23 protein-coding genes, 1 other RNA gene and 1 riboswitch are annotated in these 23,233 nt (G+C 40.6%); of the genes, 15 read left to right on the top strand and 9 right to left on the bottom strand.

The annotated features are described in order from the left end of the window. The first annotated feature begins 68 nt into the window (after nucleotides 1–68). The 7 genes from ACXAD1_RS16770 to ACXAD1_RS16740 all read left to right on the top strand — a co-directional run bounded on the left by ACXAD1_RS16770 (nucleotide 69) and on the right by ACXAD1_RS16740 (nucleotide 5,802). Nucleotides 69–446 (top strand): CotD family spore coat protein, encoded by a 378-nt coding sequence (locus ACXAD1_RS16770; protein ID WP_474910625.1) that lies wholly within the window; start codon nucleotides 69–71, stop codon nucleotides 444–446. A 92-nt stretch (nucleotides 447–538) separates the two neighbouring features. Next, nucleotides 539–1,108, top strand: coding sequence for an SLOG family protein (locus ACXAD1_RS16765; RefSeq protein WP_474910624.1), 570 nt, complete (start codon nucleotides 539–541; stop codon nucleotides 1,106–1,108). A gap of 80 nt (nucleotides 1,109–1,188) precedes the next feature. After that, complete coding sequence (gene gpsB / locus ACXAD1_RS16760) at nucleotides 1,189–1,488, top strand: cell division regulator GpsB (protein WP_113884602.1); 300 nt, start codon at nucleotides 1,189–1,191, stop codon at nucleotides 1,486–1,488. Between the two features lie 81 nt (nucleotides 1,489–1,569). Further along, an RNA gene (gene rnpB, locus ACXAD1_RS16755) (RNase P RNA component class B) lies at nucleotides 1,570–1,958 on the top strand. Between the two features lie 208 nt (nucleotides 1,959–2,166). Continuing rightward, nucleotides 2,167–3,306, top strand: coding sequence for a THUMP domain-containing class I SAM-dependent RNA methyltransferase (locus ACXAD1_RS16750; RefSeq protein ID WP_474910623.1), 1,140 nt, complete (start codon nucleotides 2,167–2,169; stop codon nucleotides 3,304–3,306). A gap of 179 nt (nucleotides 3,307–3,485) precedes the next feature. Beyond that, complete coding sequence (locus ACXAD1_RS16745; protein WP_206838105.1) at nucleotides 3,486–3,653, top strand: hypothetical protein; 168 nt, start codon at nucleotides 3,486–3,488, stop codon at nucleotides 3,651–3,653. A 220-nt stretch (nucleotides 3,654–3,873) separates the two neighbouring features. Next, on the top strand, nucleotides 3,874–5,802 hold the full coding sequence (locus tag ACXAD1_RS16740) for an ATP-dependent DNA helicase (protein ID WP_474910622.1): 1,929 nt from the start codon (nucleotides 3,874–3,876) through the stop codon (nucleotides 5,800–5,802). A 36-nt stretch (nucleotides 5,803–5,838) separates the two neighbouring features. Here ACXAD1_RS16740 and ACXAD1_RS16735 read toward each other — a convergent pair whose 3' ends face one another. The 6 genes from ACXAD1_RS16735 to ACXAD1_RS16710 form a co-directional block, all read right to left on the bottom strand. Next, nucleotides 5,839–6,138, bottom strand: coding sequence for a metal-sulfur cluster assembly factor (locus tag ACXAD1_RS16735; protein ID WP_474910621.1), 300 nt, complete (start codon nucleotides 6,136–6,138; stop codon nucleotides 5,839–5,841). Between the two features lie 12 nt (nucleotides 6,139–6,150). Beyond that, entirely contained in the window at nucleotides 6,151–7,401 is a 1,251-nt protein-coding gene (locus ACXAD1_RS16730) for a hypothetical protein (protein ID WP_474911325.1), read from the bottom strand. Nucleotides 7,402–7,405: 4 nt separating this feature from the next. Continuing rightward, nucleotides 7,406–7,612: a DUF2249 domain-containing protein gene (locus tag ACXAD1_RS16725; protein ID WP_206838097.1), complete on the bottom strand. Its 207-nt coding sequence runs from the start codon at nucleotides 7,610–7,612 to the stop codon at nucleotides 7,406–7,408. Then, complete coding sequence (locus ACXAD1_RS16720) at nucleotides 7,609–7,851, bottom strand: DUF2249 domain-containing protein (protein WP_474910620.1); 243 nt, start codon at nucleotides 7,849–7,851, stop codon at nucleotides 7,609–7,611. Before ACXAD1_RS16720 ends, ACXAD1_RS16725 begins: the two co-directional genes overlap by 4 nt. A 207-nt stretch (nucleotides 7,852–8,058) precedes the next feature. After that, nucleotides 8,059–8,199: a hypothetical protein gene (locus ACXAD1_RS16715; protein ID WP_206838091.1), complete on the bottom strand. Its 141-nt coding sequence runs from the start codon at nucleotides 8,197–8,199 to the stop codon at nucleotides 8,059–8,061. 6 nt (nucleotides 8,200–8,205) lie between these two features. Further along, a complete protein-coding gene (locus ACXAD1_RS16710; RefSeq protein ID WP_474910619.1) occupies nucleotides 8,206–9,366 on the bottom strand; it encodes an MFS transporter in 1,161 nt (386 codons plus the stop codon). Nucleotides 9,367–9,669: 303 nt separating this feature from the next. Here ACXAD1_RS16710 and ACXAD1_RS16705 point away from each other — a divergent pair, with 303 nt between their 5' ends. Next, nucleotides 9,670–11,181, top strand: coding sequence for a carboxypeptidase M32 (locus tag ACXAD1_RS16705; RefSeq protein WP_474910618.1), 1,512 nt, complete (start codon nucleotides 9,670–9,672; stop codon nucleotides 11,179–11,181). A gap of 64 nt (nucleotides 11,182–11,245) precedes the next feature. Next, nucleotides 11,246–12,166: a DMT family transporter gene (locus ACXAD1_RS16700; protein ID WP_474910617.1), complete on the top strand. Its 921-nt coding sequence runs from the start codon at nucleotides 11,246–11,248 to the stop codon at nucleotides 12,164–12,166. 34 nt (nucleotides 12,167–12,200) lie between these two features. On the opposite strand, the gene ACXAD1_RS16695 is transcribed toward ACXAD1_RS16700, so the two are convergent. The 3 genes from ACXAD1_RS16695 to ACXAD1_RS16685 are packed head-to-tail and all read right to left on the bottom strand — an operon-like array spanning nucleotide 12,201 to nucleotide 14,503. Continuing rightward, nucleotides 12,201–13,856 carry a b(o/a)3-type cytochrome-c oxidase subunit 1 gene (locus ACXAD1_RS16695; protein ID WP_474910616.1) on the bottom strand — a complete coding sequence of 552 codons (1,656 nt, stop codon included), beginning with the start codon at nucleotides 13,854–13,856 and terminating at the stop codon, nucleotides 12,201–12,203. Further along, nucleotides 13,856–14,332 (bottom strand): cytochrome c oxidase subunit II, encoded by a 477-nt coding sequence (locus ACXAD1_RS16690; RefSeq protein ID WP_113884614.1) that lies wholly within the window; start codon nucleotides 14,330–14,332, stop codon nucleotides 13,856–13,858. Before ACXAD1_RS16690 ends, ACXAD1_RS16695 begins: the two co-directional genes overlap by 1 nt. A gap of 21 nt (nucleotides 14,333–14,353) precedes the next feature. Further along, the gene (locus ACXAD1_RS16685; protein WP_113884615.1) at nucleotides 14,354–14,503 is read right to left on the bottom strand and encodes a cytochrome c oxidase subunit 2A; all 150 of its coding nucleotides are present in this window, start codon (nucleotides 14,501–14,503) and stop codon (nucleotides 14,354–14,356) included. Nucleotides 14,504–14,862: 359 nt separating this feature from the next. After that, a riboswitch (purine riboswitch) is annotated at nucleotides 14,863–14,964 on the top strand. 153 nt (nucleotides 14,965–15,117) lie between these two features. Between ACXAD1_RS16685 and ACXAD1_RS16680 the strand changes: the two genes are divergently transcribed. From ACXAD1_RS16680 to ACXAD1_RS16655, 6 genes are all read left to right on the top strand, one after another. Continuing rightward, on the top strand, nucleotides 15,118–15,720 hold the full coding sequence (locus tag ACXAD1_RS16680) for a xanthine phosphoribosyltransferase (protein ID WP_474910615.1): 603 nt from the start codon (nucleotides 15,118–15,120) through the stop codon (nucleotides 15,718–15,720). After that, a complete protein-coding gene (locus ACXAD1_RS16675; protein ID WP_370223102.1) occupies nucleotides 15,717–17,027 on the top strand; it encodes a nucleobase:cation symporter-2 family protein in 1,311 nt (436 codons plus the stop codon). Before ACXAD1_RS16680 ends, ACXAD1_RS16675 begins: the two co-directional genes overlap by 4 nt. Before the next feature lie 102 nt (nucleotides 17,028–17,129). Then, nucleotides 17,130–17,279, top strand: a complete 150-nt coding sequence (locus ACXAD1_RS16670; protein WP_160169292.1) for a hypothetical protein — start codon at nucleotides 17,130–17,132, stop codon at nucleotides 17,277–17,279. 216 nt (nucleotides 17,280–17,495) lie between these two features. Next, complete coding sequence (locus tag ACXAD1_RS16665; RefSeq protein ID WP_206838078.1) at nucleotides 17,496–18,578, top strand: type III polyketide synthase; 1,083 nt, start codon at nucleotides 17,496–17,498, stop codon at nucleotides 18,576–18,578. Between the two features lie 4 nt (nucleotides 18,579–18,582). Next, complete coding sequence (locus tag ACXAD1_RS16660) at nucleotides 18,583–19,146, top strand: isoprenylcysteine carboxyl methyltransferase family protein (protein ID WP_474910614.1); 564 nt, start codon at nucleotides 18,583–18,585, stop codon at nucleotides 19,144–19,146. A 419-nt stretch (nucleotides 19,147–19,565) separates the two neighbouring features. Next, nucleotides 19,566–23,228 carry a dynamin family protein gene (locus ACXAD1_RS16655; protein ID WP_474910613.1) on the top strand — a complete coding sequence of 1,221 codons (3,663 nt, stop codon included), beginning with the start codon at nucleotides 19,566–19,568 and terminating at the stop codon, nucleotides 23,226–23,228. The last annotated feature ends 5 nt before the right edge of the window (nucleotides 23,229–23,233 follow it).

Below are 23,233 nucleotides of genomic sequence, written 5' to 3'. Positions count from 1 at the left end.
TTAGTACAAGATTACTCTTTCTCACATAGGTTGTTAATGTAAAAACAATTTCGAAAGGGGATCTTTACATGTATTGCAGACCAAGACCTTCGCAGGTGATGCCTGCTGTTGTTCATCCGACAAAATGCTGTGTAACTCATTCGTTCCAGAACATTGTGGTTCCACACATACATCCTACACATCATACTCATGTAAACCACATTAACTATGAGAATCAGCATTCTTTCCCGCAATCGCAGTCTAACGTGAACCAGGTGACACAATCGAATGTTAATATGGGACCAAGACCTGGCGTGGCAGGTGCATATAGCCCAGCAATGGGTCCAGGTATGGGAATGGGCCCAGGCATGGGAATGGGTCCTGGGTATGGCGGACCAGGTACTGGCGTAGCAGGAGCATCAACCGGTATGGGTCCAAAACAAGGGCCGAGTTTTTCCGGCAGATAATAAACAAGGGCTTTATGCCCTTGTTTTATTTATATAAATATCAATGGTACTAAAATAAGTCCCAGGCAGATTTCTTTAAGGAGTTTTTGCAATTGGCAAAAGTAGCAGTTATTTCGGGGTACAAGCCTTTTGAAGTAGGGATATTTAAAAATGATGACCCGGCAGTCGGCTATATAAAAAGCGCCATAAGAAAAAGCCTGCTTTCGCTGATGGATGATGGGCTCGAGTGGGTTATCATCAGCGGGCAGCTGGGTGCCGAGCTTTGGGCAGCTGAAGTTGTATCTGATCTTAAGCTGGAAGGTTACGAAGACCTGAAGCTTGCAGTCATTACTCCTTTCTTGGAGCAGGAAGCGTCCTGGAAGGATGCGAACAAAGAATTGTATGAATCTATACTGCTTCAGGCTGATTTTATTGATTCAGTAACAAAAAAACCTTATGAAAACCCTCAGCAATTCAGATTAAAAAATCACTTTTTTGTCAGCAAAAGTGATGTGCTGCTTCTATTTTATGATTTGGAAAAAGAGGGCAGCCCTAAATATTTGTATGAAACCGCAAAAAAATATCAGGAAGAAAATGAATATGACATTAGACTAATCACCTTTTATGATTTACAATTGATTGTAGAAGAAGAACAATTCTCTCAGAGAGACATATTTGAATAATGCTCAGATAAATTGACAAATGTACATATCTCTGGAAAAATAGTATTAATTATGATTGGCGATATACTGAGGTGAGTGTCATGCTATCCGATAAAATTAAATTAACTGCAAAAGATATTTTGGAAAAAGAGTTTAAGACAGCCATGAGAGGCTATAAGCCTGAAGATGTTGATAAGTTCTTAGATTTGGTCATTAAAGATTATGAAGCCTTCCATCAGGAAATTGAAGATCTTCAGCAGGAAAATATGAGATTGAAAAAACAGGTTGATGAAGCTTCACGCAGACCGGCAGCACAAACTGCAGGTACAACCAATTTTGATATTCTAAAAAGATTATCAAATCTGGAAAAACACGTTTTTGGCAGTAAATTGTACGATTGACAGGAATTGTCAGTTTTTCCTGTTTAAAACCATTGCTATTCCATCACAGATTACATATAATATTCATTGTGATCATTAATAGCGTTCGGGTAATCGCTGCAATATACTTTATATTGTAGAGGAAAGTCCATGCTCGCACAGGCTGAGATGCCTGTAGTGTTCGTGCCTAGCGAATTCATAAGCTAGGGCAGTCGGAGCTAGCTCTGGCTGACGGCAGGGAAAATGCCTAAGTCCTTCGGGATATGGCATGAATACCTTGAAAGTGCCACAGTGACGTAGCCTTTTCAGAAATGAAAAGGGTGGAACGAGGTAAACCCCGCGAGCGAGAAACCCAAATGATGGTAGGGGCACTTTCCCTGAGGAAATGAACAACGGGAAGGACAGGCAGATGCCTGTAGATAGATGATTGCCACCTGAGTACGAGACATATGTCGCTTGCAGTACTACGGTACAAAACATGGCTTACAGAACGTTATTAGTGAGACAGTATGAGTGTTATAAATTCAAGCTCTCCTTTTTGGGAGAGCTTTTTACTTTTCTGCCATGCTGGCTAAAATAATGGGGCCAAACAGGCATACGTTGCGGCTATGTATGTAAACAGATATACTTTATGTATTAATAACCAAGTTCAGTTTGGGTATACATATATAGAAATAAGAATTTAGGTAAGGTGAAAATATGTCTAAATATGATTTAATCGCCACAACGGCTATGGGGCTTGAGGCACTCGCTGCCAAAGAGGTGCGCGATCTCGGATATGAATGTGAAGTTGAAAATGGCAGAATAACATTTAAAGGCGATGAAGCTGCAATTGTCCGGTCGAATTTATGGCTGAGAACAGCAGACAGGATTCGCATAAAAGTTGGAGAATTTAAAGCAACAAGTTTTGATGAGCTTTTTGAGAAAACAAAATCGCTGCCCTGGGAAAAGTATATGCCTGAAAATGCCGAATTTCCTGTATCAGGAAAATCTGTGAAGTCCAAGCTTTTTTCCGTTTCTGACTGTCAGGCTATAGTCAAGAAAGCAATAGTGGAACGAATGAGAACGAAGTATCACAAGTCAGGCTGGCTCGAAGAAAATGGGCCGTTATTTAAAATAGAAGTTGCTCTTCATAAAGATGTAGCGCTTTTGACCATCGATGCCAGCGGAAGCGGCCTGCATAAACGGGGATATCGTGCAGGGCAGGGGGAAGCGCCACTGAAGGAAACACTTGCTGCTGCATTGGTTATGCTGACTAATTGGAACCCGGATAAGCCATTTGCAGATCCTTTCTGCGGATCTGGCACTATCCCGATAGAAGCAGCGTTAATCGGCCAGAATATTGCACCAGGTTTTAATCGTGAATTCATATCGGAAGGATGGTCATGGATACCTGAAAAAGTCTGGGAAGATGCAAGGAATGAAGCTGAAGACCTGGCGAATTATGATCAGCCTCTCGATATTGCAGGTGCTGACATTGATCACAGGATGGTGAAAATAGCTGAAGAAAATGCATTTGAAGCTGGATTGGGAGATTTAATAAACTTCAAACAAATGCAAGTGCGCGATTTTACGACTGCTAAGGAATATGGTGTCATTGTCGGAAATCCTCCATATGGGGAAAGACTTGGTGAGAAGTCTGCGGTACAGCGAATGTATACTGAAATGGGGAGTGCATTTGCCTCTCTTGACACATGGTCCATTTATATCCTGACCTCAGACGAAGAATTTGAAACTCACTTTGGAAAAAAGGCAACTAAGAAACGCAAGCTCTTCAATGGTTTTATTCGCACTGACTATTACCAGTACTGGGGAAAAAGACCGCCAAGAAATAAATAGTATTAAAAAACAAAAGCATAATTCCTTCTGAAACTGTATAGAATATCTCTATCTGATTCTTTTTTTCATACCATAAGAATCTATATTCTATTTCGAGAGCTGTCTAGCTCCAGCGCCTACCCCTCGAGGGATTGTCGGGGGCGGGCAAGGCGCTTGCGCTTTTCTAAGGAGGGGTGGCAATGAAGCATTCCAGCATCGATTTTTATAAAATTTCCCAGGCGCTGAATGGAACACTTGAAGCAATACAGGGAGATGGTGATCCATCAGCAGAAGCACTGGAGAGTCTAAGAAATGCACAGGACGAACTGCAGCAGGCATTGTCATTTTCTATGTCACGTGTCAACTGATCGTCAATATTGAGCAGGGCTGCCTTAAATAGCACCCCTGTTTTTTTATGTGAAAGATCAATATACGATTTTTTATAAATCTTGACACTTGCAGTATTTGAGATAAAATTATATGATGTTCATTTGATTATTAACAATCTAAATATGAAATAATGATAGAACTGAAATCAAAGCGTCTGGATAAAAAGGCGCTTTAACTTTTTAATTACGGAGGGGTAGCATGTCTAACCGAATGCCTTTTGCCGTATCCAAGAGCGAATCTTTTTACGAAAAGCTTAGTGAGTGGATCGGAGATGTTTTTTACGATATATTGCCTGAAGCAGGATTTGAAATTCGGGATGAGCAAATATTTATGGCCTTTCAGCTGGAGAAGGCATTTAAAGACAAGAGTGTTATATTTGCTGAGGCCGGTGTTGGGACCGGGAAAACGATTGTTTATCTTTTATATGCAATCAGTTATGCAAGGTACATAAACAAACCTGCTATTATCGCCTGTGCGGATGAGACTTTAATCGAGCAGCTGGTGAAAAAGGAAGGAGATATTGCCAAGCTGGAAAAAGCACTGGGGTTGAATATTGATGTCAGGCTGGCAAAATCACGTGATCAGTACCTATGTTTAAATAAGCTGGACAAGCTCGTAGCGAATGATGTTCATGATCATTATAACCGTATTTTTGATGATCTTCCTGATTTTGTTCAAACAGGCTCTTCCATGCAAAAGTTTGAGAGATATGGTGACCGGAAAGATTATCCTGATTTGCCGGATGAGCATTGGACGAAAGTTGCGTGGGATTCAATCCAGGATTGTTTTACTTGTGAGAAGCGCCACCGCTGCGGTCAAACTCTCCATCGGGAATATTACCGGAGCGCAAAAGACTTGATTATTTGTTCGCATGATTTTTATATGGAACATATCTGGACCAAGGAATCAAGAAAACGTGAAGGGCAGCTGCCCTTGCTTCCAGAGAGCTCCTGTGTGGTTTTTGATGAAGGCCATTTGTTGGAATATGCCTCCCAAAAGGCCCTGACTTATCGTTTTACTGAGCAGATACTGGAATCCATTTTGACAAGGCTCATGGCTAATGATGTACGTGAAAAAACGTTAAATATAATTGAGGATGCTATTTACCAGAATGAGCATTTCTTTTTAACACTTTCCATGTCCGCTTCAGGTGACGCAGGCTCTGACAAGAAAACGATTGAAAAAACTGCCGATGTAATGAGAGAAGGCAGTAAACTGCAGAGCTTAATCAATACACTTGAGGAAGAACTGGTGTTTGAAAGCGAAATGTACGTTATTAATGAATATGACTTAAAAATTGTCGAAGAATATCTTGAGCAAATCGCATACTCACTTTCACTATTCCTAAAGGATTTAAAAGGAATTACCTGGTTTGAAGAAAATAATGGTGAAAGAACCCTGGTCATCATGCCAAGAATGGTGGAAGATATTATGCGGGAAGAAGTATTTTCCCAAAAGAAGCCGTTTGTATTCTCTTCAGCAACATTGTCAGAAAATAAATCCTTTGATTATATGGCAAAGAGCCTTGGAGTAGATGATTATTTATCTTTTACTGTAGATTCCCCGTTCGACTATGAAGAAAATATGGTCATTCGCATGCCGGAATTTGCAGAGGAATCATGTTTAGCGAAGATGGAATATATTCTGGAACAAATTAAGCTGACAGAAGGCAGGGCTTTAGTATTATTTAACAGCCCTTCTGAATTGGCAGAATTCAAAGCCTTTGCATCGGGAAAATTGAGTATGCCGATCTTTTTTGAAGGGGATGCAGAAATAAGTACCCTCGTGTCAAATTTCCAAAATGATGAGCATTCAGTCCTCTGCTCTGTCCATTTGTGGGAAGGTCTAGATATACCGGGAAGATCCCTGGAAAATGTGCTTATTTTTGGCTTGCCATTTCCTCCTCATGATCCGGTCTTTACAGCCAAAAGGGAAGGTTCATCTGATCCTTTCAGAGAGGTTGATCTGCCATATATGATTCTGCGGTTAAGACAGGGAATTGGGCGATTAATTAGAACACATGAAGACAAGGGCACCGTTCATATTCTGATGAATAAAAATGAAAACCAGGAAGTGCGTGAAACGATAATAAGGGTTCTGCCTTCAGAGCCATCCATAAAAAGCTGAACAAAGGCAGTGCCCCAAGCGGGCGCTGCCTTATTGTTAACCTCTCAAAAGCTGATTAGCTTCAGGTGTCATAAGGGCAGGGGTCCAGGCAGGCTCCCAGACAAGATTAACCTCGACAGCAGAAAATTGCATCAGATCTTCGATGCAATACTTTACTCCGCTGACAATACTGTCATGGAGCGGGCATCCGGGTGTTGTAAGGGTCATGGTAATTACTGTCTTGCCATCATCGGGAAAATCAATATCATAAATAAGTCCCAAATCAACCACGTTTATATTTAACTCAGGATCCATTACTCTTTTTAGATTGCTGAGAACTAATTCTTTTGGATTCAAGTTCATATCCTCCTATTTTTTTAAAACAGTAATAATCAAATAACAGAAAACAATGCTGGCGCCAGCCGTTAAAACCTGACCGGATAGGAACAGGACAAGGTGTTTATATGCTATGGAGACTGTCACACTGAGTATACCGAGAATGAAAGCGGAAAGAACCGGAATGGCTGCCTTGTCATTTATCATATCCTTTAGCGAAGGTACACTCTTTTTGCCGATTTCTTTGCTGTATTTCCAAGTCCACCATAGGAATGGCACAATTTTAAATAGATAACCCCAAATGCTCAATGCTACCCAAAGCATGAGATATGCAAATGCCAGATACCCGACGGTACTTTCAAGTCTGCCGGTTAACGAGCATATGAAAGCCCCCAGGTGGATGGCCAGTCCTGCAAGTATAGCGAGAAGAGCAAATCGAAATGAATAATCAAGCTTTTTCTTTACTCTTTTCTGCAGGATTTGCAGCATGTGCCAGGTGAAGAATGCAAATCCGCCTGCAAGGATCATTAATGCAATGGTAAGAAGTGAACTTTTCTCTGTGAAAAAAGAGATAACTGCGGCAGCCAGACCTGCTGCATAAACCGTAAAGACATATTTGGCCGGCTTCATGCTATAGCCATGAGACAAGGAAAACATGGGAACCATTTTATAGGAAAATCCAAAAATCAGGAGTGTAAACCAGCCCGCTGTTCCAAGCAGTATATGGCTTTTAAAGACTGCTTGATAATAATCAGAAATAAATCCTGTTTTCATGCTGTAGACCAGGATGATTCCCATTAGAATAACAGTTAACAGACTAATCAGTGCAGTTCCCACGAAAAGAGTCAATACATTAGGCTTCGCCTGCTGCCTTATAGTCATGAACATTTGCAGTAAAAACATTAAGATGCCACTTAAAGTAATCAGCCCAGGCAGCATCGCGCTCTCTGGAGTATGAAATAAACTATGGGCAAAATATAAGGTTCCAAATGCAGTAACCGTAAATTGGAAAAAGCCAAACTTTTCATTCCATATAGGTGTAAGAAAGGCCACCGGTACGAGCTGATACATGGCTCCCATTGCAGTCATCAGCCCCCAGCCCAATATAAACAAATGAGCCGCTGACCAAATGGCGGGTATACGAAAATGACTGTTAATTATGGATTCCCCTTGAAAAAGAATGAGCGCCATAGATCCTATTAAACAGAGCAGGCTGAAAAGAATAAATGAAAAAGGAAGTTTGATATTGGTCTCATTTTTTGTATTGGCCAGCAACGAGATCACCTGCTTATTTTTTGATTTCAATTAAAAAGCTTCCGTCTTCCTGTTCGGAAGTTACATATTTGCAGCCCATTTCGTCCAGTTGTTCATAAAGAAACATGGGCCGCCTGTCATTTATAATTGATAAGGTTTCTCCCTCTGTCAAATCTTCAAGAGCCGCGAGTGTTCTCATCATCGGCTGCGGCGGCTCCAGCCCCCGGTTATCCAGTTTCATTTTGAAGCATCTCTCTTAGTAAAGGTCACTTTCCAATGCTTCTTTTCAATTTCTTCAGCTTTATATTCGAAGTCTTTAGCCTTTAATACTCCAAAAAGAGGGATGGGCTTAAACGGGGCATGAAGTATAAAAACATCATCGATATCAAGTTCAGCTATCGCCGACATGATTTTTTGGAACGGCTCCAATTTATTTTTTATATCCTCTCTTACATCAAGTTCAATAACTTTGTTTTCCATTCTGATCTCTCCTTTAATTGGCAGATGGTTTAATTTAGTTCTAATAACAGAAATCAACTGCCAGTGAGAATTGTTATTAATTGCTTTAAGTTTAACATCGGCAGCTCTTCAACTAAGTGACATATATCATATTTCGAAGAACATATTACAAAAGGCATTACTAATCTATGAAAAAAAATCATTAGGACAAAAAAAATCCGCAGATGCTTACTCTGCGGATTCTGCCTGTTCTTCAATACATTCAAAACAGATTGTTTCATTTTTTTCATTATGGACTCCGTTGAAGAATCCATCAAGACAGTATAGATCTTTGCCGCAAACAGAGCAGCTGCTAACTAATTCTTTCATTTTCGGTCACTCCCGGCTCTTTAATAATTGGGAACTCCGCTTTTTAAAGTATATGAACATGCGGCATACCGTTAACAGTAAAAGTGCTGCGGCGATCAAAAAACCTATATTGAAAGTTACTCCCAATAAACCTAATAGGGTGGAGCCGGCTACAACGCCCAAAGAAAAAAAGGCATAAAAGAGGCCAAACGCCTTTCCTCTTGTTTTTTCTGTTGTATGGCTGGCTATAAGGGCATTAATGGAAGGGAATAAAAGTGCAAACCCGGTGCCGTAAAGAACCATGCATAAAAACATGAATACAAGGGAAGAAGCTGAACTTAGCAGAACGAGGGCCATCCCAATAATCAGCATTCCTGCAAGCATGCTATTGTGGTGTTTATAGGCATCAAAAATATTATTAATAGGCAGCAGAAAAATAAGGATGGCGGTGATTCCGAAAGTGCTTAATAAAATCCCGCTGTATATCGAATCAAATTGCAAGGCTTCTACCTGAAGAGGAAGAAGGTAGGCAAGTGTTCCTTGAGCAAACATGAGTGAAAAAGCTCCTAAATAACTTGCTGCCAGCATAGGATTCTTTAATAATGGAAGCATTTTTTCAGAATGAGAGCTTTCTTCTTTTACTTTTTTCTGATACCCTGACGGCAAAAACACAAAGGCCAGGACTGCACTGCTGATCATCGTTGCCGCTATAATTAAAAAGACCCAGTTTATGCTGTAATTGGAAGCAATCACAGCGCCAAAAGCAGGCCCGACTATGGCAGAAAAGCCAACAGCTGCACCCGATACAGCCATTTTTTTACCCTGTTTGTCTGATTTTCCGCGGTCTGCAATGACTGTAAAAGCTGCAGGTACCAGAAAGCCGCCAAATAACCCATGAAAAAATCTTACTGTAATTAAATGCAAAGGTGTCTCAGCAAATGTATACAGTACTACAATAATGCCAGTTAAGGAAAGGCCAGAGACCAAAACTTTCTTTGCTCCGCTTTTATCTATCCAATAGCCTGCCAAAATATTGCCTATCATATTCGAGAAGGAATACATCCCAACAATTAATCCCACAAAGGCTGGTGAAGAGTCAAAGGATTTGGCAAAAGGGCTCATAATGGGGAGCTGGGAAAAGGTATCTATAAATGCTGCAATTACGATAAAGTAAATCAAATATTTCATGCTATCTCACTTTCTCGCGTCCAACGGGCAGTAAGACCTTCACTTTAGGACTCAGAGGAATCAAAAGAGAATAAGTGGGGGGCCAAACTGCCCGTAAGGGCCCGATAAATTCAACTAATAATCAGCGGGGAAAAGCGCCCCCGCTAATTGAAGTTTCACTTTAGGTTAGTTCACTTTACACCATTATAACTCTTTGGCCGGCAGGTTAAAAAGAAAAACAGCAAAGGGAAAAGATTATGGTGACTTCCTTTTCAGAAAAGTATGATAAAATGTTAATATATTAGATATATAGGGGGTAAAATTGTGGCAGAATCATTAAAACAGACAGAACAGCAATTCCTTGATTATGTCAAAAAAATGACGGCCTATAATGAAGCCATCGGGCTGATGTATTGGGATATGCGGACAGGGGCACCCAAGCAGGGGCTGGAACAGCGTTCCGAAGTGATTGGAATGCTCTCTTCAGAAGTATTCAAAATGTCAACATCTGAGGAAATGGCTGCATACATAGCGAAACTTTCCGGCCGGGAAAATCTTACTGAAGGGACATTGAAAACTCTTGAAGAATGCAAAAGGGATTATGATCGGAATAAAAAAATTCCTGCAGAGGAATATACGGAGTATGTCATCCTGCAATCCAAAGCTGAGAACATTTGGGAAGATGCAAAGGCGGGCTCTGATTTTAAGATGTTTCAGCCATATTTGGAAAAGCTTGTTGAAATGAATAAACGATTCATTTCTTATTGGGGATATGAAGGCAACAAATATAATACTCTGCTGGATATGTATGAACCTGGTGTTACCGTTGAAACACTTGATCAGGTGTTTGGACAGCTGAGGGAAAAAATCGTCCCTCTGGTTCAGCAAATTTCCGAATCACAGAATAAACCGGACACCAGCTTTTTATTTGAACACTTTGCCAAGGACAAACAGCGGGATTTCAGCCTTAAAGTTCTTGATCAAATGGGCTATAACTTTAAGGCAGGACGCCTTGATGAGACTGTTCATCCTTTTGCAACAGGTTTAAATCCCGGTGATGTCCGAGTGACTACCAAATATGATGAAACTGATTTCCGGACAGCTGTATTTGGCACGATTCATGAAGGCGGGCATGCTCTTTATGAACAGAATATTTCTTCTGACCTGGTGGGAACTCCGCTATGCTCTGGAACATCAATGGGAATTCATGAATCACAGTCATTATTTTATGAAAACTTTGTTGGAAGACATTTTTCATTCTGGAAAAGGAATTATGACCTTCTTAAAGAATATGCCAGCGGTCAATTTGATGACGTGCCGATAGATGCATTTTATCGTGCCATTAATGAATCAAAGCCGTCTTTAATCCGTATTGAAGCAGACGAATTAACATATCCGCTTCATATCATCATCCGTTATGAAATTGAAAAGGGCTTGTTCAATGATGAAATCGAAGTTAAAGACCTTCCTGCAATCTGGAATGCAAAATATGAACAATATCTGGGAGTAAAGCCTGAAAATGACGGCGAAGGCATTCTGCAGGATGTCCACTGGGCAGGAGGAAGCTTCGGCTATTTCCCTTCCTATGCTTTAGGCTATATGTATGCAGCACAGCTTAAAAACAGCATGTTAAAGGATTTGCCAAACTATGATGAATTACTTGAAGAGGGCAATCTATTGCCAATCAAAGAGTGGTTTACCCAAAATGTGCACCAGTTCGGTAAAATGAAAAAACCGCTTGAAATCTTAAATGACGTAACGGGTGAAGGCCTGAATGCCCAGCATTTAATTAACTATCTATATGATAAGTATGGTAAGGTGTATCAGTTGAAATAGGTTTCTATTAATAATTTGAGTAAGAGGGTGGCTCAGCCATCCTCTTACTTCATGGAGAGAAATAATGAAGAAAATACTTCCATTCTTAATGATTGCGTTAGGAGCAAGTCTATGGGGGATTATTGCTGTATTTGTAAAAGGGCTCGGGGAATTTGGATTCTCAGCTATGGAAATTGTGGCTGTGAGAGTTTTTTTTGCGGCCATATTTCTCGTTCTATGCGGAATTATGCGTTTCCGGAATCGCTTTAAACTGGAATCTGCCTCTGACATCCGGTTTTTTGTTGGAACCGGAATTCTTAGCATCGTCTTTTTTAATTATTGTTATTTCACAGCAATGAACCAGATCAGCATTTCATTGGCAGTCGTTCTGCTTTATACCGCTCCGGCTTTTGTGACTATATTATCTTACCTGTTTTTAAAGGAAGGGATAAACCTAAGAAAGGTTGCAGCTGTGGCAGGCACCATTGTGGGCTGCATTCTAGTTGCCGGATTATCAGCGGGCAGCAGTGATATTACTCTTCTTGGAATTTTGACAGGATTAGGTGCCGGGTTTGGCTATGCACTTTATACAATCTTCGGGAAATTTGCGTTAAGAAAGTATCATCCCTTTACAGTTACGCTTTATACATTCCTAATAGCTTCGGTATTTCTTATCCCGGTAACAAAGCTATGGACAAAAGCTTCAGTTTTTTTGAACACTGAAGTTTTGTTTCTTAGTATTGGTTTGGGATTTGTTCCTACGGTTCTTGCCTATTTTGTATATACATGGGGTCTGGAAAAAACGGATGGAAGCAGGGCAGCTGTCATCGCTACAGTTGAACCAGTCGTGGCCATGCTTCTAGGAGTCACACTTTACGGGGAAAGTCTCGGTGCAGTCCAGATTGCAGGCGCATTGCTGATACTCAGTTCCGTAATTATTGTGAATTTGCCCGCAAAAAGGAAAAATGCAGGAATCGTGGCTGAATCAAGCAAGCTTGAACACTAAAACACTCCGTCCATAGTGGAACGGAGTGTTTTTTCTACCAAAGCTTATATCCTTTAGCCCCGGGAGGTGCATTTTGAATTAAATCTATAAATGGGATGGTGTAGGCAAATAGAATAAGAACAACCGTAATTCCAAGCCAAAGCTTCCAATTTTCAAATACCATTGGAGCTTTGTCGGCTTCATCGGCAGCTTCTCCTACAGGGAATTCCTGCTCTCCCTTTGGTGCGAAAAAGGCAAGGTTGATGAAGATATAAAGCATTAAGATGATGCCTATAAATAGGATAGAACCGCCGATTGCCTGTGCAACCTGGTATGGAATCCATTCTGCTGCCTGTGCTGCTCCGCCATATTCAGAGTATGATGAACGGCGCGGTGCTCCCAGAAGACCGGCAGCATGCATGGCACCAGACATGAATGTCATTCCGATTGCCCAGATAACTGCCTGGATGATTCCTAATTTATTCATCGCTTTTGTTAATGTTCTTCCTGTCAGATGAGGAATCAGCCAGTAAGAAACCCCAAAGAATGTAAGTACTACAGATGTTGCCACTGTTAAGTGAAAGTGGCCGGTTACCCATATCGTGTTATGGACAACCTGGTTCATCTGGTGGGACGCATTAACGATACCGCCTGCACCCGCTGGAATAAAGGCAACCATCCCGATGAAAGGAACAGTAAATCGCGCATCTCCCCAAGGCAGTTTTTTTACCCAGCCGAATAATCCTTTGGCCCCTTTGGAACGGCCAAAGCTTTCAAAAGTGGCAAATAGAGAAAATGCAGTCATCAGAGATGGAATGACAACCAGGAATGTCAGGATAACCTGAAAGAATTTCCATGCTGGATCAATTCCCGGCTCCATTAATTGATGGTGAAATCCGACAGGGATTGAGAAAAGCAGGAATAAAATGAATGACAAACGTGCCAATGAATCTGAGAATATTTTTCCGCCGATGACCTTGGGAATAACAACATACCAGGCCATGTATGCAGGCAATAGCCAGAAATAAACAAGCGGATGTCCGAAATACCAGAATAAAGTACGGCTGACTCCGATATTTACTGTTTCTGCAAACCCCAATGACCAAGGAAGAAGCTGGAAAAGAACGGTAGAAGCTACACCGATTGTTGCCACAATCCACATCATCGTGTTGACCAATGACATAAAGGTTAATAACGGACTCGGCTGTCCGGGATTTCTTCTTCGCCATTCTGCATACTTCATAATGATGGCTGCCCCGTCAATCCAGCTTCCCACTATAACAAGTGTTAAACCGATATAATACAATGCATGTGCCTGAAGAGGAGCATAGAAAGTATAAAGAACAGTAGCTTCATTCAGCAGGATCATGACAGCTGCAAGAACAGTTCCTGCTGTCATCAGCCAAAAACCGATCCAGCCGGCAATTCGCTGTTTATTTGTAAGGGTCCCTGATGTTTTGCTTGTCGCTGCTATCTGGAAACCCATTATAAAAAAGGTGGTAAGTACAAGTCCGAGTACAACACCGTGAACCGTGAGAATTTGGTAATACCCGATGCCTGCAGGAAGCTCGAATTTACCGGAGCGGACCAAAGTCTGCAATAAACCAGCAAGGCCGCCTATTGCTAAAGCTGTAAATGCAACGAAAAAGTGAGCCATTGCCAATTTTCCGTCACGGCGGTCAACTTTTAATTTTGCTGAAGGATTAAACATTATTCCACCACCTTAATTTTAGACGACATCATGTGGTGACCAACACCGCAATATTCATTACATACAATTAAGTATTCGCCAGTTTTATCAAATGTTGTAACATGTTCACTGATATAGCCGGGTTCAAGCATCATGTTGATATTTGATCCCGCAACTTCAAAACCGTGGACGACATCTTTGGTTGTTGCGATAATTTTCACTTTGGCACCATATGGAACCTCTACTTCAGCTGGGCTATAGGAAAAAGCAGATGCTACGTATACCAATTCGTAATCCCAATCTTTCCCTTCTACCTTTTTCAGCCCTGGCTCATTAAATGGAGCGGTAGTATCGACCTTTTCAGGGTCGATTGTTGCCAAACAGCTTGGGGGCTGATTGCCCAGGTAAAATGCGCTGACTCCCAGGACTGTTAAAAAAACAAGCAGCGATCCGATTCCAAAAGTGAGCCAGGCCTTTTCAAATTTATGCATATGCATGGCTTTTTCCCCTTTCTAATTCTAAAAGCGGCTGATAAATAGTGAATAAACACCCACCCATGTAATGATCAGGAAGAATCCTAATAAGAAAACGGAAGCTAGCGTTCCCTTTAAGGAAGAGCTATCCTCTATTTCAGTTTTTGTTTTTCGGCTGAGTTCCGTTTTCGCCATTGCCCTTCACTCCTTTCGAATATTTGGAAAAAGTAAATGATTACACCTTCATAATACAAAACATTTAGGAAGATTCTAGATGCTTTCAGTGAGTTCACAAATTGTTCATTCGTAACTTAAACACTATGATAATAGTGAAAAATTGATATTTAAGTGATTTATGTCACAAAAAACTCCTTTAAATTGTGAAAAAACTGTGAAGGTTTAATTGAGCTTCAGAAAGTAGGCAAATTATTTAAAATAAACATACTGAAGAGGGTGAATTATCTGATTAGCGAACAATTTTCTGGTAATTTATTGTTTAGTTCGTATTTAGTTAAAGTTTTGATTGAAGTATTAGTAAATGATGTTATAATGTTAATAAATTAATAACATTCACTCATATAATCGCGAGGATATGGCTCGCAAGTTTCTACCGGGTTACCGTAAATGATCCGACTATGAGTGAGCAATGTACAGGACGCTTTAGTCATCCTTGTTTGCCTGCAGCTTAGATCATTAGCCTGAAGGCCATTGCTTCACTCATTTTTATGTTGTGAATGCGATGGGTTTCAGGCTTTTTATTTGGCTGGAATGAGTAATTGAAGGCTTTCTATCATAGAGGAGGATGCAAAATGGATATGCTTATTGAAAAAATAAAGAGCGAAGGGATTGTTTTATCGCCGTCAGTTTTAAAGGTGGATTCTTTTCTGAACCACCAAATAGATCCTCAGCTAATGCATGAAGTCGGCAAAGAATTTGCAGATAGATTCTCCAGCAGCGGGATTACAAAAATATTGACTATCGAATCTTCGGGGATTGCGCCAGCTGTAATGGCGGGGCTCCAGTTGAATGTTCCAGTTGTATTTGCGAGAAAAAGAAAATCTCTTACTCTGGTAAATGACCTGATTACAGCCTCTGTCTATTCTTTTACTAAGGAAGAAACAAGTGAAATCTCTGTTTCAAAGAAATATCTTTCAGAAAAAGACAATGTTCTTATTATCGATGATTTTCTAGCGAATGGACAGGCAGCATTAGGTCTTGCGGATATAGCGAATAAAGCGGGATCAGCTATAGCAGGGATTGGAATCGTTATTGAAAAAGGCTTTCAAAATGGCGGACAGCTGCTGAGGGAAAAGGGATTTCGGGTTGAATCCTTAGCAATTATTGACTCGCTTGAAAGCGGCATAATCAGCTTTGATAAAACAGCAAAGAAAATGGAGGAATTGATGCGATGAATCAGAATCCGGTTAAAATTGCTTCCCTTGGAATTCAGCATGTCCTTGCCATGTATGCAGGCGCAGTAATTGTACCATTGATTGTAGGAGGAGCATTGGGATTAACAGGGGAACAGCTTACCTATCTAGTTTCAATTGATATTTTTATGTGCGGTATTGCAACACTTCTTCAAGTATTGCGCAGCAGATTTTTTGGGATTGGCCTTCCGGTTGTTCTTGGCTGCACATTTACTGCCGTTGGGCCTATGATTGCGATTGGCGGGCAATATGGAATACCAGCAATCTATGGTTCGATCCTTATTTCAGGCTTGTTTGTTGTAGCTGTTTCAAAGTATTTTGGAAAACTGGTGAAATTTTTTCCGCCTGTTGTAACAGGGTCGGTAGTTACAATTATCGGAATTACGTTAATTCCTGTTGCTATGAACAACATGGCTGGAGGACAGGGAAGCCCTGACTTTGGTTCCATGACAAACATTGCATTGGCTTTTGGAACTTTGCTGTTCATCATTATTCTCTTCCGCTTCTTTAAAGGCTTTATTCGTGCGATTGCCATTTTGCTTGGGCTGGCTGCTGGCACCATTACAGCGTTTTTCATGGGCATGGTAGATTTCTCTGCAGTTGGAGAAGCTTCCTGGTTTCATATGCCATCACCATTCTATTTTGGCATGCCGACATTTGAGGTGACTGCGATCCTTACTATGATTCTCGTAGCAATGGTCAGTTTAGTTGAATCTACGGGCGTTTATTTTGCTCTGGGTGATATCTGTGAAGAAAAATTGGAAGAAAAGGATCTGTCAAATGGTTATCGTGCAGAAGGGCTTGCAATCATCCTGGGTGCTGTCTTTAATGCTTTTCCTTATACAACATATTCCCAAAACGTCGGACTTCTTCAGATGTCAGGCGTAAAAACGAAAAATGTTATATATACAGCTGGGGCTTTTCTTGTACTGCTTGGGCTAGTTCCGAAAATCGGCGCATTGACAACCATTATTCCAACTCCCGTATTAGGAGGCGCAATGGTAGCCATGTTCGGTATGGTAGTCGCTTATGGAATAAAAATGCTCAGCAAAGTTGAATTCTCCTCTCAGGAAAATTTATTAATCATTGCCTGCTCTGTCGGGATGGGATTGGGAGTAACAGCCGTACCTGAATTATTCGCGCAAATGCCTTCCAGTGTGCGCATCCTGACTGATAATGGAATAGTGGCGGGCAGTGTGACGGCAATTCTTTTAAACATCGTATTCAATGTTGCTAAAGGTAAAAAAGCAGTTCAGCCTGCATCTTTTGCGGAGCAGAAGGCTTCATAATTCTTCTTGCGGCAATCACAATAATTCTGGCAATCAATATAATATTCTATCGGTATTTTACATTTCCTAAGCGATTGTTTCTCGCAAGAAAGAGAGTGTAATGTGATGGAGAAATATTATTGTGATAACTGCCGGCTTTTATATAATGAAGAAGAGGTTTGTGCTGCTTGCGGTATCCTGGTTACGAAAAAAATATATATAGAAGTACAAAAGCACCATAAAAAGAATAATGGATTGGATGCATCCGAATAACTTTGTCATTGGCCAGCCATACTTATTGAATTGGAAAAGATTTAGTAATGCTATTCATTTAGTTATTCCATTATAATAAAGATGCACAACAACTCCTTCAAAACACATTGCTTCCTCCTAATGGGGGAAGCTTTTTTTTGCTTGATTAGACAATTTTGAACATAAATTGCTTTTATTTGGAAAAAATAAAAGAAAGCAAGCGGAGGAGAATCATGTATGCCAGCAATTGTATCAGTTGCAGAAGCAATACCTGAACATATTCTGACCCAGGATCAGGTAATGGATTTTGCCAGAGATTTATTTTCAGATTCCTTTAAGGATATTGAACGTTTATTGAAAGCTTTCCAAAACGGCCAAATTGAAAAACGCCACTTTGCTAAGGGACTTGAATGGTTTAAAACAGATAAATCATTTGAAGATCGAAACAATGCTTACATTGAACAGGCTATTGAACTGGGTACAAAGGCTATAATGTGCTGTCTGGAAAATGACATTTTCTTGAGCAGGAATCTCCATTGCGAAGAAATCGATGCCATTTTTACTATTTCTAGTTCAGGAATTGCCACACCGAGCATTGAAGCAAGAATCATGAATAAGCTTCCATTTTCTGAACATACGAAGCGAATACCGATATGGGGACTGGGTTGTGCGGGCGGTGCTTCAGGCCTTTCAAGAGCGTATGAATATTGCCTGGCTTTCCCTGAAGCAAAAGTACTGGTTTTAACCATAGAATTATGCAGTTTGACCTTTCAGCGCAATGACCGGTCAAAGAGCAATCTAATCGGGACCTCTCTTTTTGCTGACGGTGCAGCATGTGCGCTGATAACGGGTGATGACGTTCAAAGGGATTTTCAAAAGGTATCAGCCATTCCGAGAATTGTGGGGTCCCAATCAACAACGATGCGCAATTCTTTGGATGTAATGGGCTGGGAAGTAAAGAATGAAGGTCTATATGTGGTTTTCTCAAAGGATATACCATCAATAATAGAGGGCTGGCTTAAGCCAAATGTAACGGAATTTCTAAGGGGAAAAGGCATAGAAATGGGGAAAATAAACCATTTTGTTGCCCACCCTGGCGGAAAAAAAGTCATTGATGCTTATCAAAAAGCACTGCAATTCGATCCTGGTATGACCAGAATTTCGCTTGATGTATTAAAGGAGTTCGGAAATATGTCATCTGCAACCATTCTTTACGTATTGAAAAGGTTTATGCAGATAGGCCGACAGGGAGATACCGGACTTGCAGCTGCACTCGGCCCGGGATTTAGCTCGGAATTATTGCTGCTGGAATGGGAGTGAATTCATGCTGTTCAAACTATTTATTGCCGTCATCATTTTGCAGAGGGCAGCGGAGCTTGCTATCGCCCGAAATAATGAAAAGTGGATGAAAGGAAGGGGCGCACTGGAATTTGGCCAGCGGCACTATCCCTGGATCGTAGGGGTTCATGCTTCCTTTTTTATTTGCTATCTGCTTGAAGTAACCATCTTTGAAAAAGACCTGTCCCCTTTTTGGCCCATTATTCTGATTCTTTTCTTTCTTACCCAGACAGGAAGAGTATGGGCACTGTTTTCCTTAGGGAAATACTGGAATACCAAAATCATTGTCATGCCGGGTGCCAAAGTTGTCAGAAGGGGGCCATACCGCTTTATAAAGCATCCCAATTATGTAATTGTAGCTGCTGAATTTCTCGTGATACCTTTTATGTTTCAGGCTTATTTAACAGCAGCTGTTTTTACCCTGCTAAACATAATGGTACTTTCGGTCAGGATACCAGCCGAAGAAAAAGCACTGAAAGAATTGACTGAATACGAAGAAGCGTTTTTACGATTAAGACCTGGCATGAATAGAGATATTAAAAAAGTTTGACAATTTTAAAATCCCTATTGAAAATGATTATCGTTCGTGATAAACTTCTAATTGAATTTGAAAATTATTCTCAATATCATTCCAACAGGAAGGTGTTGCTACATATGACAATTCTATTTGTTGCAGGCACAATTGCTGCCTACTCACTAGTTATGAAACATGTTTTAAATAACGTAGCTAAACCACATACAAGATAATAGTATTTTTTGAAACCAGGCAGAGGCCTGGTTTTTGTTTTTTTTAACGCATGCGAAGATATAAGCAAATGAACTGCGAAGATATAAGCAAATGAACATAGAATAAAAGCATGCTGCTGATAAATATTAGAAAAATCAAAGAATAAACTGTCCTATATAGGAAAATAAACGAAAATCATTTAAAATAGGAAGTAAATTAAAGTTACAAGGGGATTAATGGAAATGGCTGATACGATTTTGCAACCAGGATTGCAGCAAACTGAATTAATGAACAGAATAACTGCTATATATACATTCGCCCAGAGAAATGGGGATAGCCAGACAGCTAAAAGAGCTAAAGATCTCTTAATCAAGCTAAGAGACCAGGAATTTGCCATCGCTTTTTGCGGACATTTTTCTGCCGGGAAATCGAGCATGATTAACAAGCTTGCAGGAGAGGACCTTCTACCTTCCTCGCCGATTCCAACCAGTGCCAACCTGGTAAAAGTCAAATCAGGTGAGGAAGATTATGCAAAAGTTATTTTTAAGGAAGGAAAGCCGAGGCTTTATCCTTCTCCGTATGATTATGGACAGGTAAAATCCTATTGCAAGGACGGAGATTCCATTCATTCCATTGAAATAAGCCATTCTGCCACCAGTTTGCCCAAGAAGGCAGTAATTATGGATACACCTGGAATCGATTCTACAGATGATGCGCATAGAATTGCTACTGAATCTGCTCTTCATTTGGCTGACCTCATTTTTTATGTTATGGATTATAACCATGTCCAGTCGGAATTAAATTTTCTTTTTACAAAAGAACTGACGGCTGCAGGAAAAGAAGTTTATCTTGTTATCAATCAAATTGATAAACATCGGGATGAAGAACTCAGCTTTGAACAATTTAAAGAAAGCGTAAAGGAATCATTTGCATCCTGGGGAGTAAAGCCTGCGCAGATTTTTTACACCACATTAAAAGACGAAAATCACCAGGCAAATGATTTTAAGGCACTTCAGAATTTTATTAACAGCAGCATTGATAACCGTGAAGAGCTTTTGCCCCAGTCCGTTTTTAATTCTTTAAAGAAATTAACAGAGGATCATCTGGCATTTTTAGGAGACGCTCATGCAGCTGAAAAAGATAAATGGGAAGAAAAACTGTCTGAATTAGATCAGGATGAACGGGATCAGCTCGGAAACAGGCTGCAAGAGTTAGAGAATCAGTTGAATAAGCTAAAGTCTTCCTTACATGAAGCTGATATTGAGTTAACCGGAAAGATAGATGAGATTCTAAAAAACGCTTATTTAATGCCTTTCCAGACGAGGGAACTCGCTGAATCTTATCTTGAGTCGTGCCAGCCTTCGTTTAAAATTGGCCTATTTTTCAGCAAACAGAAAACGGAGCAGGAAAGGTCAGTGCGTCTTGACCGCTTCTATCAGGATTTTTCCGAAAAGGTTAAGTCTCAGCTGGAGTGGCATATAAAAGAGCTGTTTTTACAGCAGTTCAAGCAGCATAATATCCATGACTCAGAAATTCTTGCACAAGTTCAGAGCTTCAAGATTTCCTTTGAACCAGCCGTGTTAGCTGAAACAGTAAAATCCGGCGCTATGGTTTCAGGAGATTATGTACTTCAGTATACGAACGACACCGCAGAGGCTGTAAAGAGAATTGCCAAAAAGAACGCAGCTTTCTTGAAAAATGCACTTCTGAAAGCGCTTGAAGATAATAACATCCAGGATCAGACGGTACTGGTAAATGAAATTCGCAAGCTTACTGCCTATGCTGAAGCCCTTAGCGCAATTAAAGCTCTCAATGAAAAAGTAATTAAGGCATCTGCCGAGATGAAAGTCTATCTGGCAGGTGACTTTGCTCATGATGAGTTTCAAGAGCAAGCCAAAATGCTTGCAGCAGAAGATGTCGATGAAGCTGAAGTTGTTTTTCAGCATGAAGATCAAATTGAGAAGGAAGAGATCCTCAAGAAACCTGAAAAATCTGACGAGGAAGAGCAGACAGGGGAAACTGTTCCTGCGGTTTCCGTTCAGCCTGTTATAGAAAAGCTTCAATTCACCGCTAATGCAGTAAAAGATATCCCAGGTTTCAGAAAGCTTGCAGCTGATTTGGCAGACAAAGCATCAAGGCTTGAGAGCAAAGAATTCACAGTTGCCCTTTTTGGTGCATTTAGTGCAGGGAAGTCCTCCTTTGCCAACGCTTTAATCGGGAATAAACTGCTTCCGGTTTCACCAAATCCGACAACAGCTGCAATCAACAAAATTAAGCCTGTTACGGCTGAAAATGCGCATGGAACCGTTCTTGTAAAAGTAAAGGATTCACAGACTCTCTTAAATGATATCAATCATTCATTGAAGTTCTTTGATTATTCTGCAGGAAACTTCGGCGATGCTGCTGCAGCGATTAAGAAGATCACTGGGGAAAACCAGGATTTCGATGCTAATGAAAAGACACACTTTGCATTCCTTAATGCATTTTTGAGAGGTTTTGATTTCTTCACGGATCAGCTTGGGAAAGTCATAAAAGCTGATTTGGAGGAGTTTGGGGATTATGTAGCCAATGAGGAAAAATCATGCTTCGTTGAGACTATAGAGGTTTACTTTGATTGTGAACTGACAAGGCAGGGAATTACCCTGGTTGACACACCTGGGGCAGATTCGATTAATGCGAGGCATACCGGGGTAGCATTTGAATATATAAAAAACTCGGATGCAATCCTTTTTGTAACTTATTATAATCATGCCTTTTCAAAAGCCGATAGAGAGTTTCTTATTCAGCTGGGAAGGGTTAAGGACACCTTCTCCCTTGATAAAATGTTCTTTATCGTCAATGCCATTGACCTTGCCAATAATGAAGAAGAAAAGGATTCAGTACTGGAATACGTTGAAGAGCAGCTGGTGCAATACGGAATCCGCCGGCCGCATCTGTCTGGCATTTCAAGCCTCCAAGCTCTGGCAGAGAAGCTGGATAGCAGCAAAGAGGAAGTTTCCAATATCAGCTCATTTGAAAAAAGCTTTTACTCCTTTATAAATCAAGACCTGCTGAATATTTCCATTTCATCAGCAGAAACAGAGTGGAGGCGCCTTTTAGCCCAGCTGAGGACCTACATTTCTTCCTCACAGGAAAATAAAGAAGTCAGGTTTGAAAAGCTGAAACTGCTTGAGGAAGAGCATCAAACGGTTACAGAGATTATCCGTGGACAAAAATCCGAACTGCTGTCCCAAAGGCTTGAACAGGAAACGGATGAGCTTGTTTTTTACATTAAGCAAAGAGTATTTCTGCGTTTCTTCGACTTTGTTAAGGAGGCTTTCAACCCTTCAGTCCTGAAGGATGATGGACGGAACTTAAAGAAAATGCTTAAAATCGCTCTTGAAGAATTCCTTGCAAGCTTCGGGTTTGACTTTGCCCAGGAGCTTCGCGCAACAACATTGAGGCTTGAAGCCTATATTTCCAAGCTGATCGGCCAGCAGCAGGAGACTATTTCTAAAAAAGCCGCCAATGTGAACAGTGATTTGTCTTTTAGCTCATATGAGCCATTAAAAATGGAAAGTATTGAATTTGATTCAGCATTTTCCAACGAAGACCCGAATCAATTTAAAAAAGCTCTATCCTACTTTAAAAATCCGAAAGCATTTTTTGAAAAGAATGAACGCAAGCAGCTAGCGGATGAACTGGAGAAGAATCTGCAGGAACCTGCAGACCGTTATCTGCAAGCTGAAAGCACCAGACTGAAATTCCATTACAGCAGCCTGCTGACGGCTGAATTTGAGCGGCTGCTCAATTCGCTGATTGAACAGAGCAGCGAATATTATGAAGGAATTACGGCTGCATTAAAAGATGATTTCCCAATTGAAGAGCTGAAAGAAATTGAGAGGAACATTGCACATTACGAATAATAGGT

The sequence above is a fragment of the Cytobacillus sp. ABV4_503 genome (genome assembly GCF_056158445.1).
The sequence above is the reverse complement of the archived record's forward strand: the minus strand, read 5'-3'. Positions and strand labels throughout refer to the sequence as shown.

Excerpts from the sequence above, each read along its gene's own strand:
- ACXAD1_RS16770 (WP_474910625.1), top strand. The coding sequence starts at position 69 with ATGTATTGCAGACCAAGACCTTCGCAGGTGATGCCTGCTGTTGTTCAT.
- gpsB (WP_113884602.1), top strand. The coding sequence starts at position 1,189 with ATGCTATCCGATAAAATTAAATTAACTGCAAAAGATATTTTGGAAAAA.
- ACXAD1_RS16750 (WP_474910623.1), top strand. The coding sequence starts at position 2,167 with ATGTCTAAATATGATTTAATCGCCACAACGGCTATGGGGCTTGAGGCA.
- ACXAD1_RS16745 (WP_206838105.1), top strand. The coding sequence starts at position 3,486 with ATGAAGCATTCCAGCATCGATTTTTATAAAATTTCCCAGGCGCTGAAT.
- ACXAD1_RS16740 (WP_474910622.1), top strand. The coding sequence starts at position 3,874 with ATGTCTAACCGAATGCCTTTTGCCGTATCCAAGAGCGAATCTTTTTAC.
- ACXAD1_RS16725 (WP_206838097.1), bottom strand. The coding sequence starts at position 7,612 with ATGAAACTGGATAACCGGGGGCTGGAGCCGCCGCAGCCGATGATGAGA.
- ACXAD1_RS16720 (WP_474910620.1), bottom strand. The coding sequence starts at position 7,851 with ATGGAAAACAAAGTTATTGAACTTGATGTAAGAGAGGATATAAAAAAT.
- ACXAD1_RS16715 (WP_206838091.1), bottom strand. The coding sequence starts at position 8,199 with ATGAAAGAATTAGTTAGCAGCTGCTCTGTTTGCGGCAAAGATCTATAC.
- ACXAD1_RS16710 (WP_474910619.1), bottom strand. The coding sequence starts at position 9,366 with ATGAAATATTTGATTTACTTTATCGTAATTGCAGCATTTATAGATACC.
- ACXAD1_RS16700 (WP_474910617.1), top strand. The coding sequence starts at position 11,246 with ATGAAGAAAATACTTCCATTCTTAATGATTGCGTTAGGAGCAAGTCTA.
- ACXAD1_RS16695 (WP_474910616.1), bottom strand. The coding sequence starts at position 13,856 with ATGTTTAATCCTTCAGCAAAATTAAAAGTTGACCGCCGTGACGGAAAA.
- ACXAD1_RS16690 (WP_113884614.1), bottom strand. The coding sequence starts at position 14,332 with ATGCATATGCATAAATTTGAAAAGGCCTGGCTCACTTTTGGAATCGGA.
- ACXAD1_RS16685 (WP_113884615.1), bottom strand. The coding sequence starts at position 14,503 with ATGGCGAAAACGGAACTCAGCCGAAAAACAAAAACTGAAATAGAGGAT.
- ACXAD1_RS16680 (WP_474910615.1), top strand. The coding sequence starts at position 15,118 with ATGGATATGCTTATTGAAAAAATAAAGAGCGAAGGGATTGTTTTATCG.
- ACXAD1_RS16675 (WP_370223102.1), top strand. The coding sequence starts at position 15,717 with ATGAATCAGAATCCGGTTAAAATTGCTTCCCTTGGAATTCAGCATGTC.
- ACXAD1_RS16665 (WP_206838078.1), top strand. The coding sequence starts at position 17,496 with ATGCCAGCAATTGTATCAGTTGCAGAAGCAATACCTGAACATATTCTG.
- ACXAD1_RS16660 (WP_474910614.1), top strand. The coding sequence starts at position 18,583 with ATGCTGTTCAAACTATTTATTGCCGTCATCATTTTGCAGAGGGCAGCG.
- ACXAD1_RS16655 (WP_474910613.1), top strand. The coding sequence starts at position 19,566 with ATGGCTGATACGATTTTGCAACCAGGATTGCAGCAAACTGAATTAATG.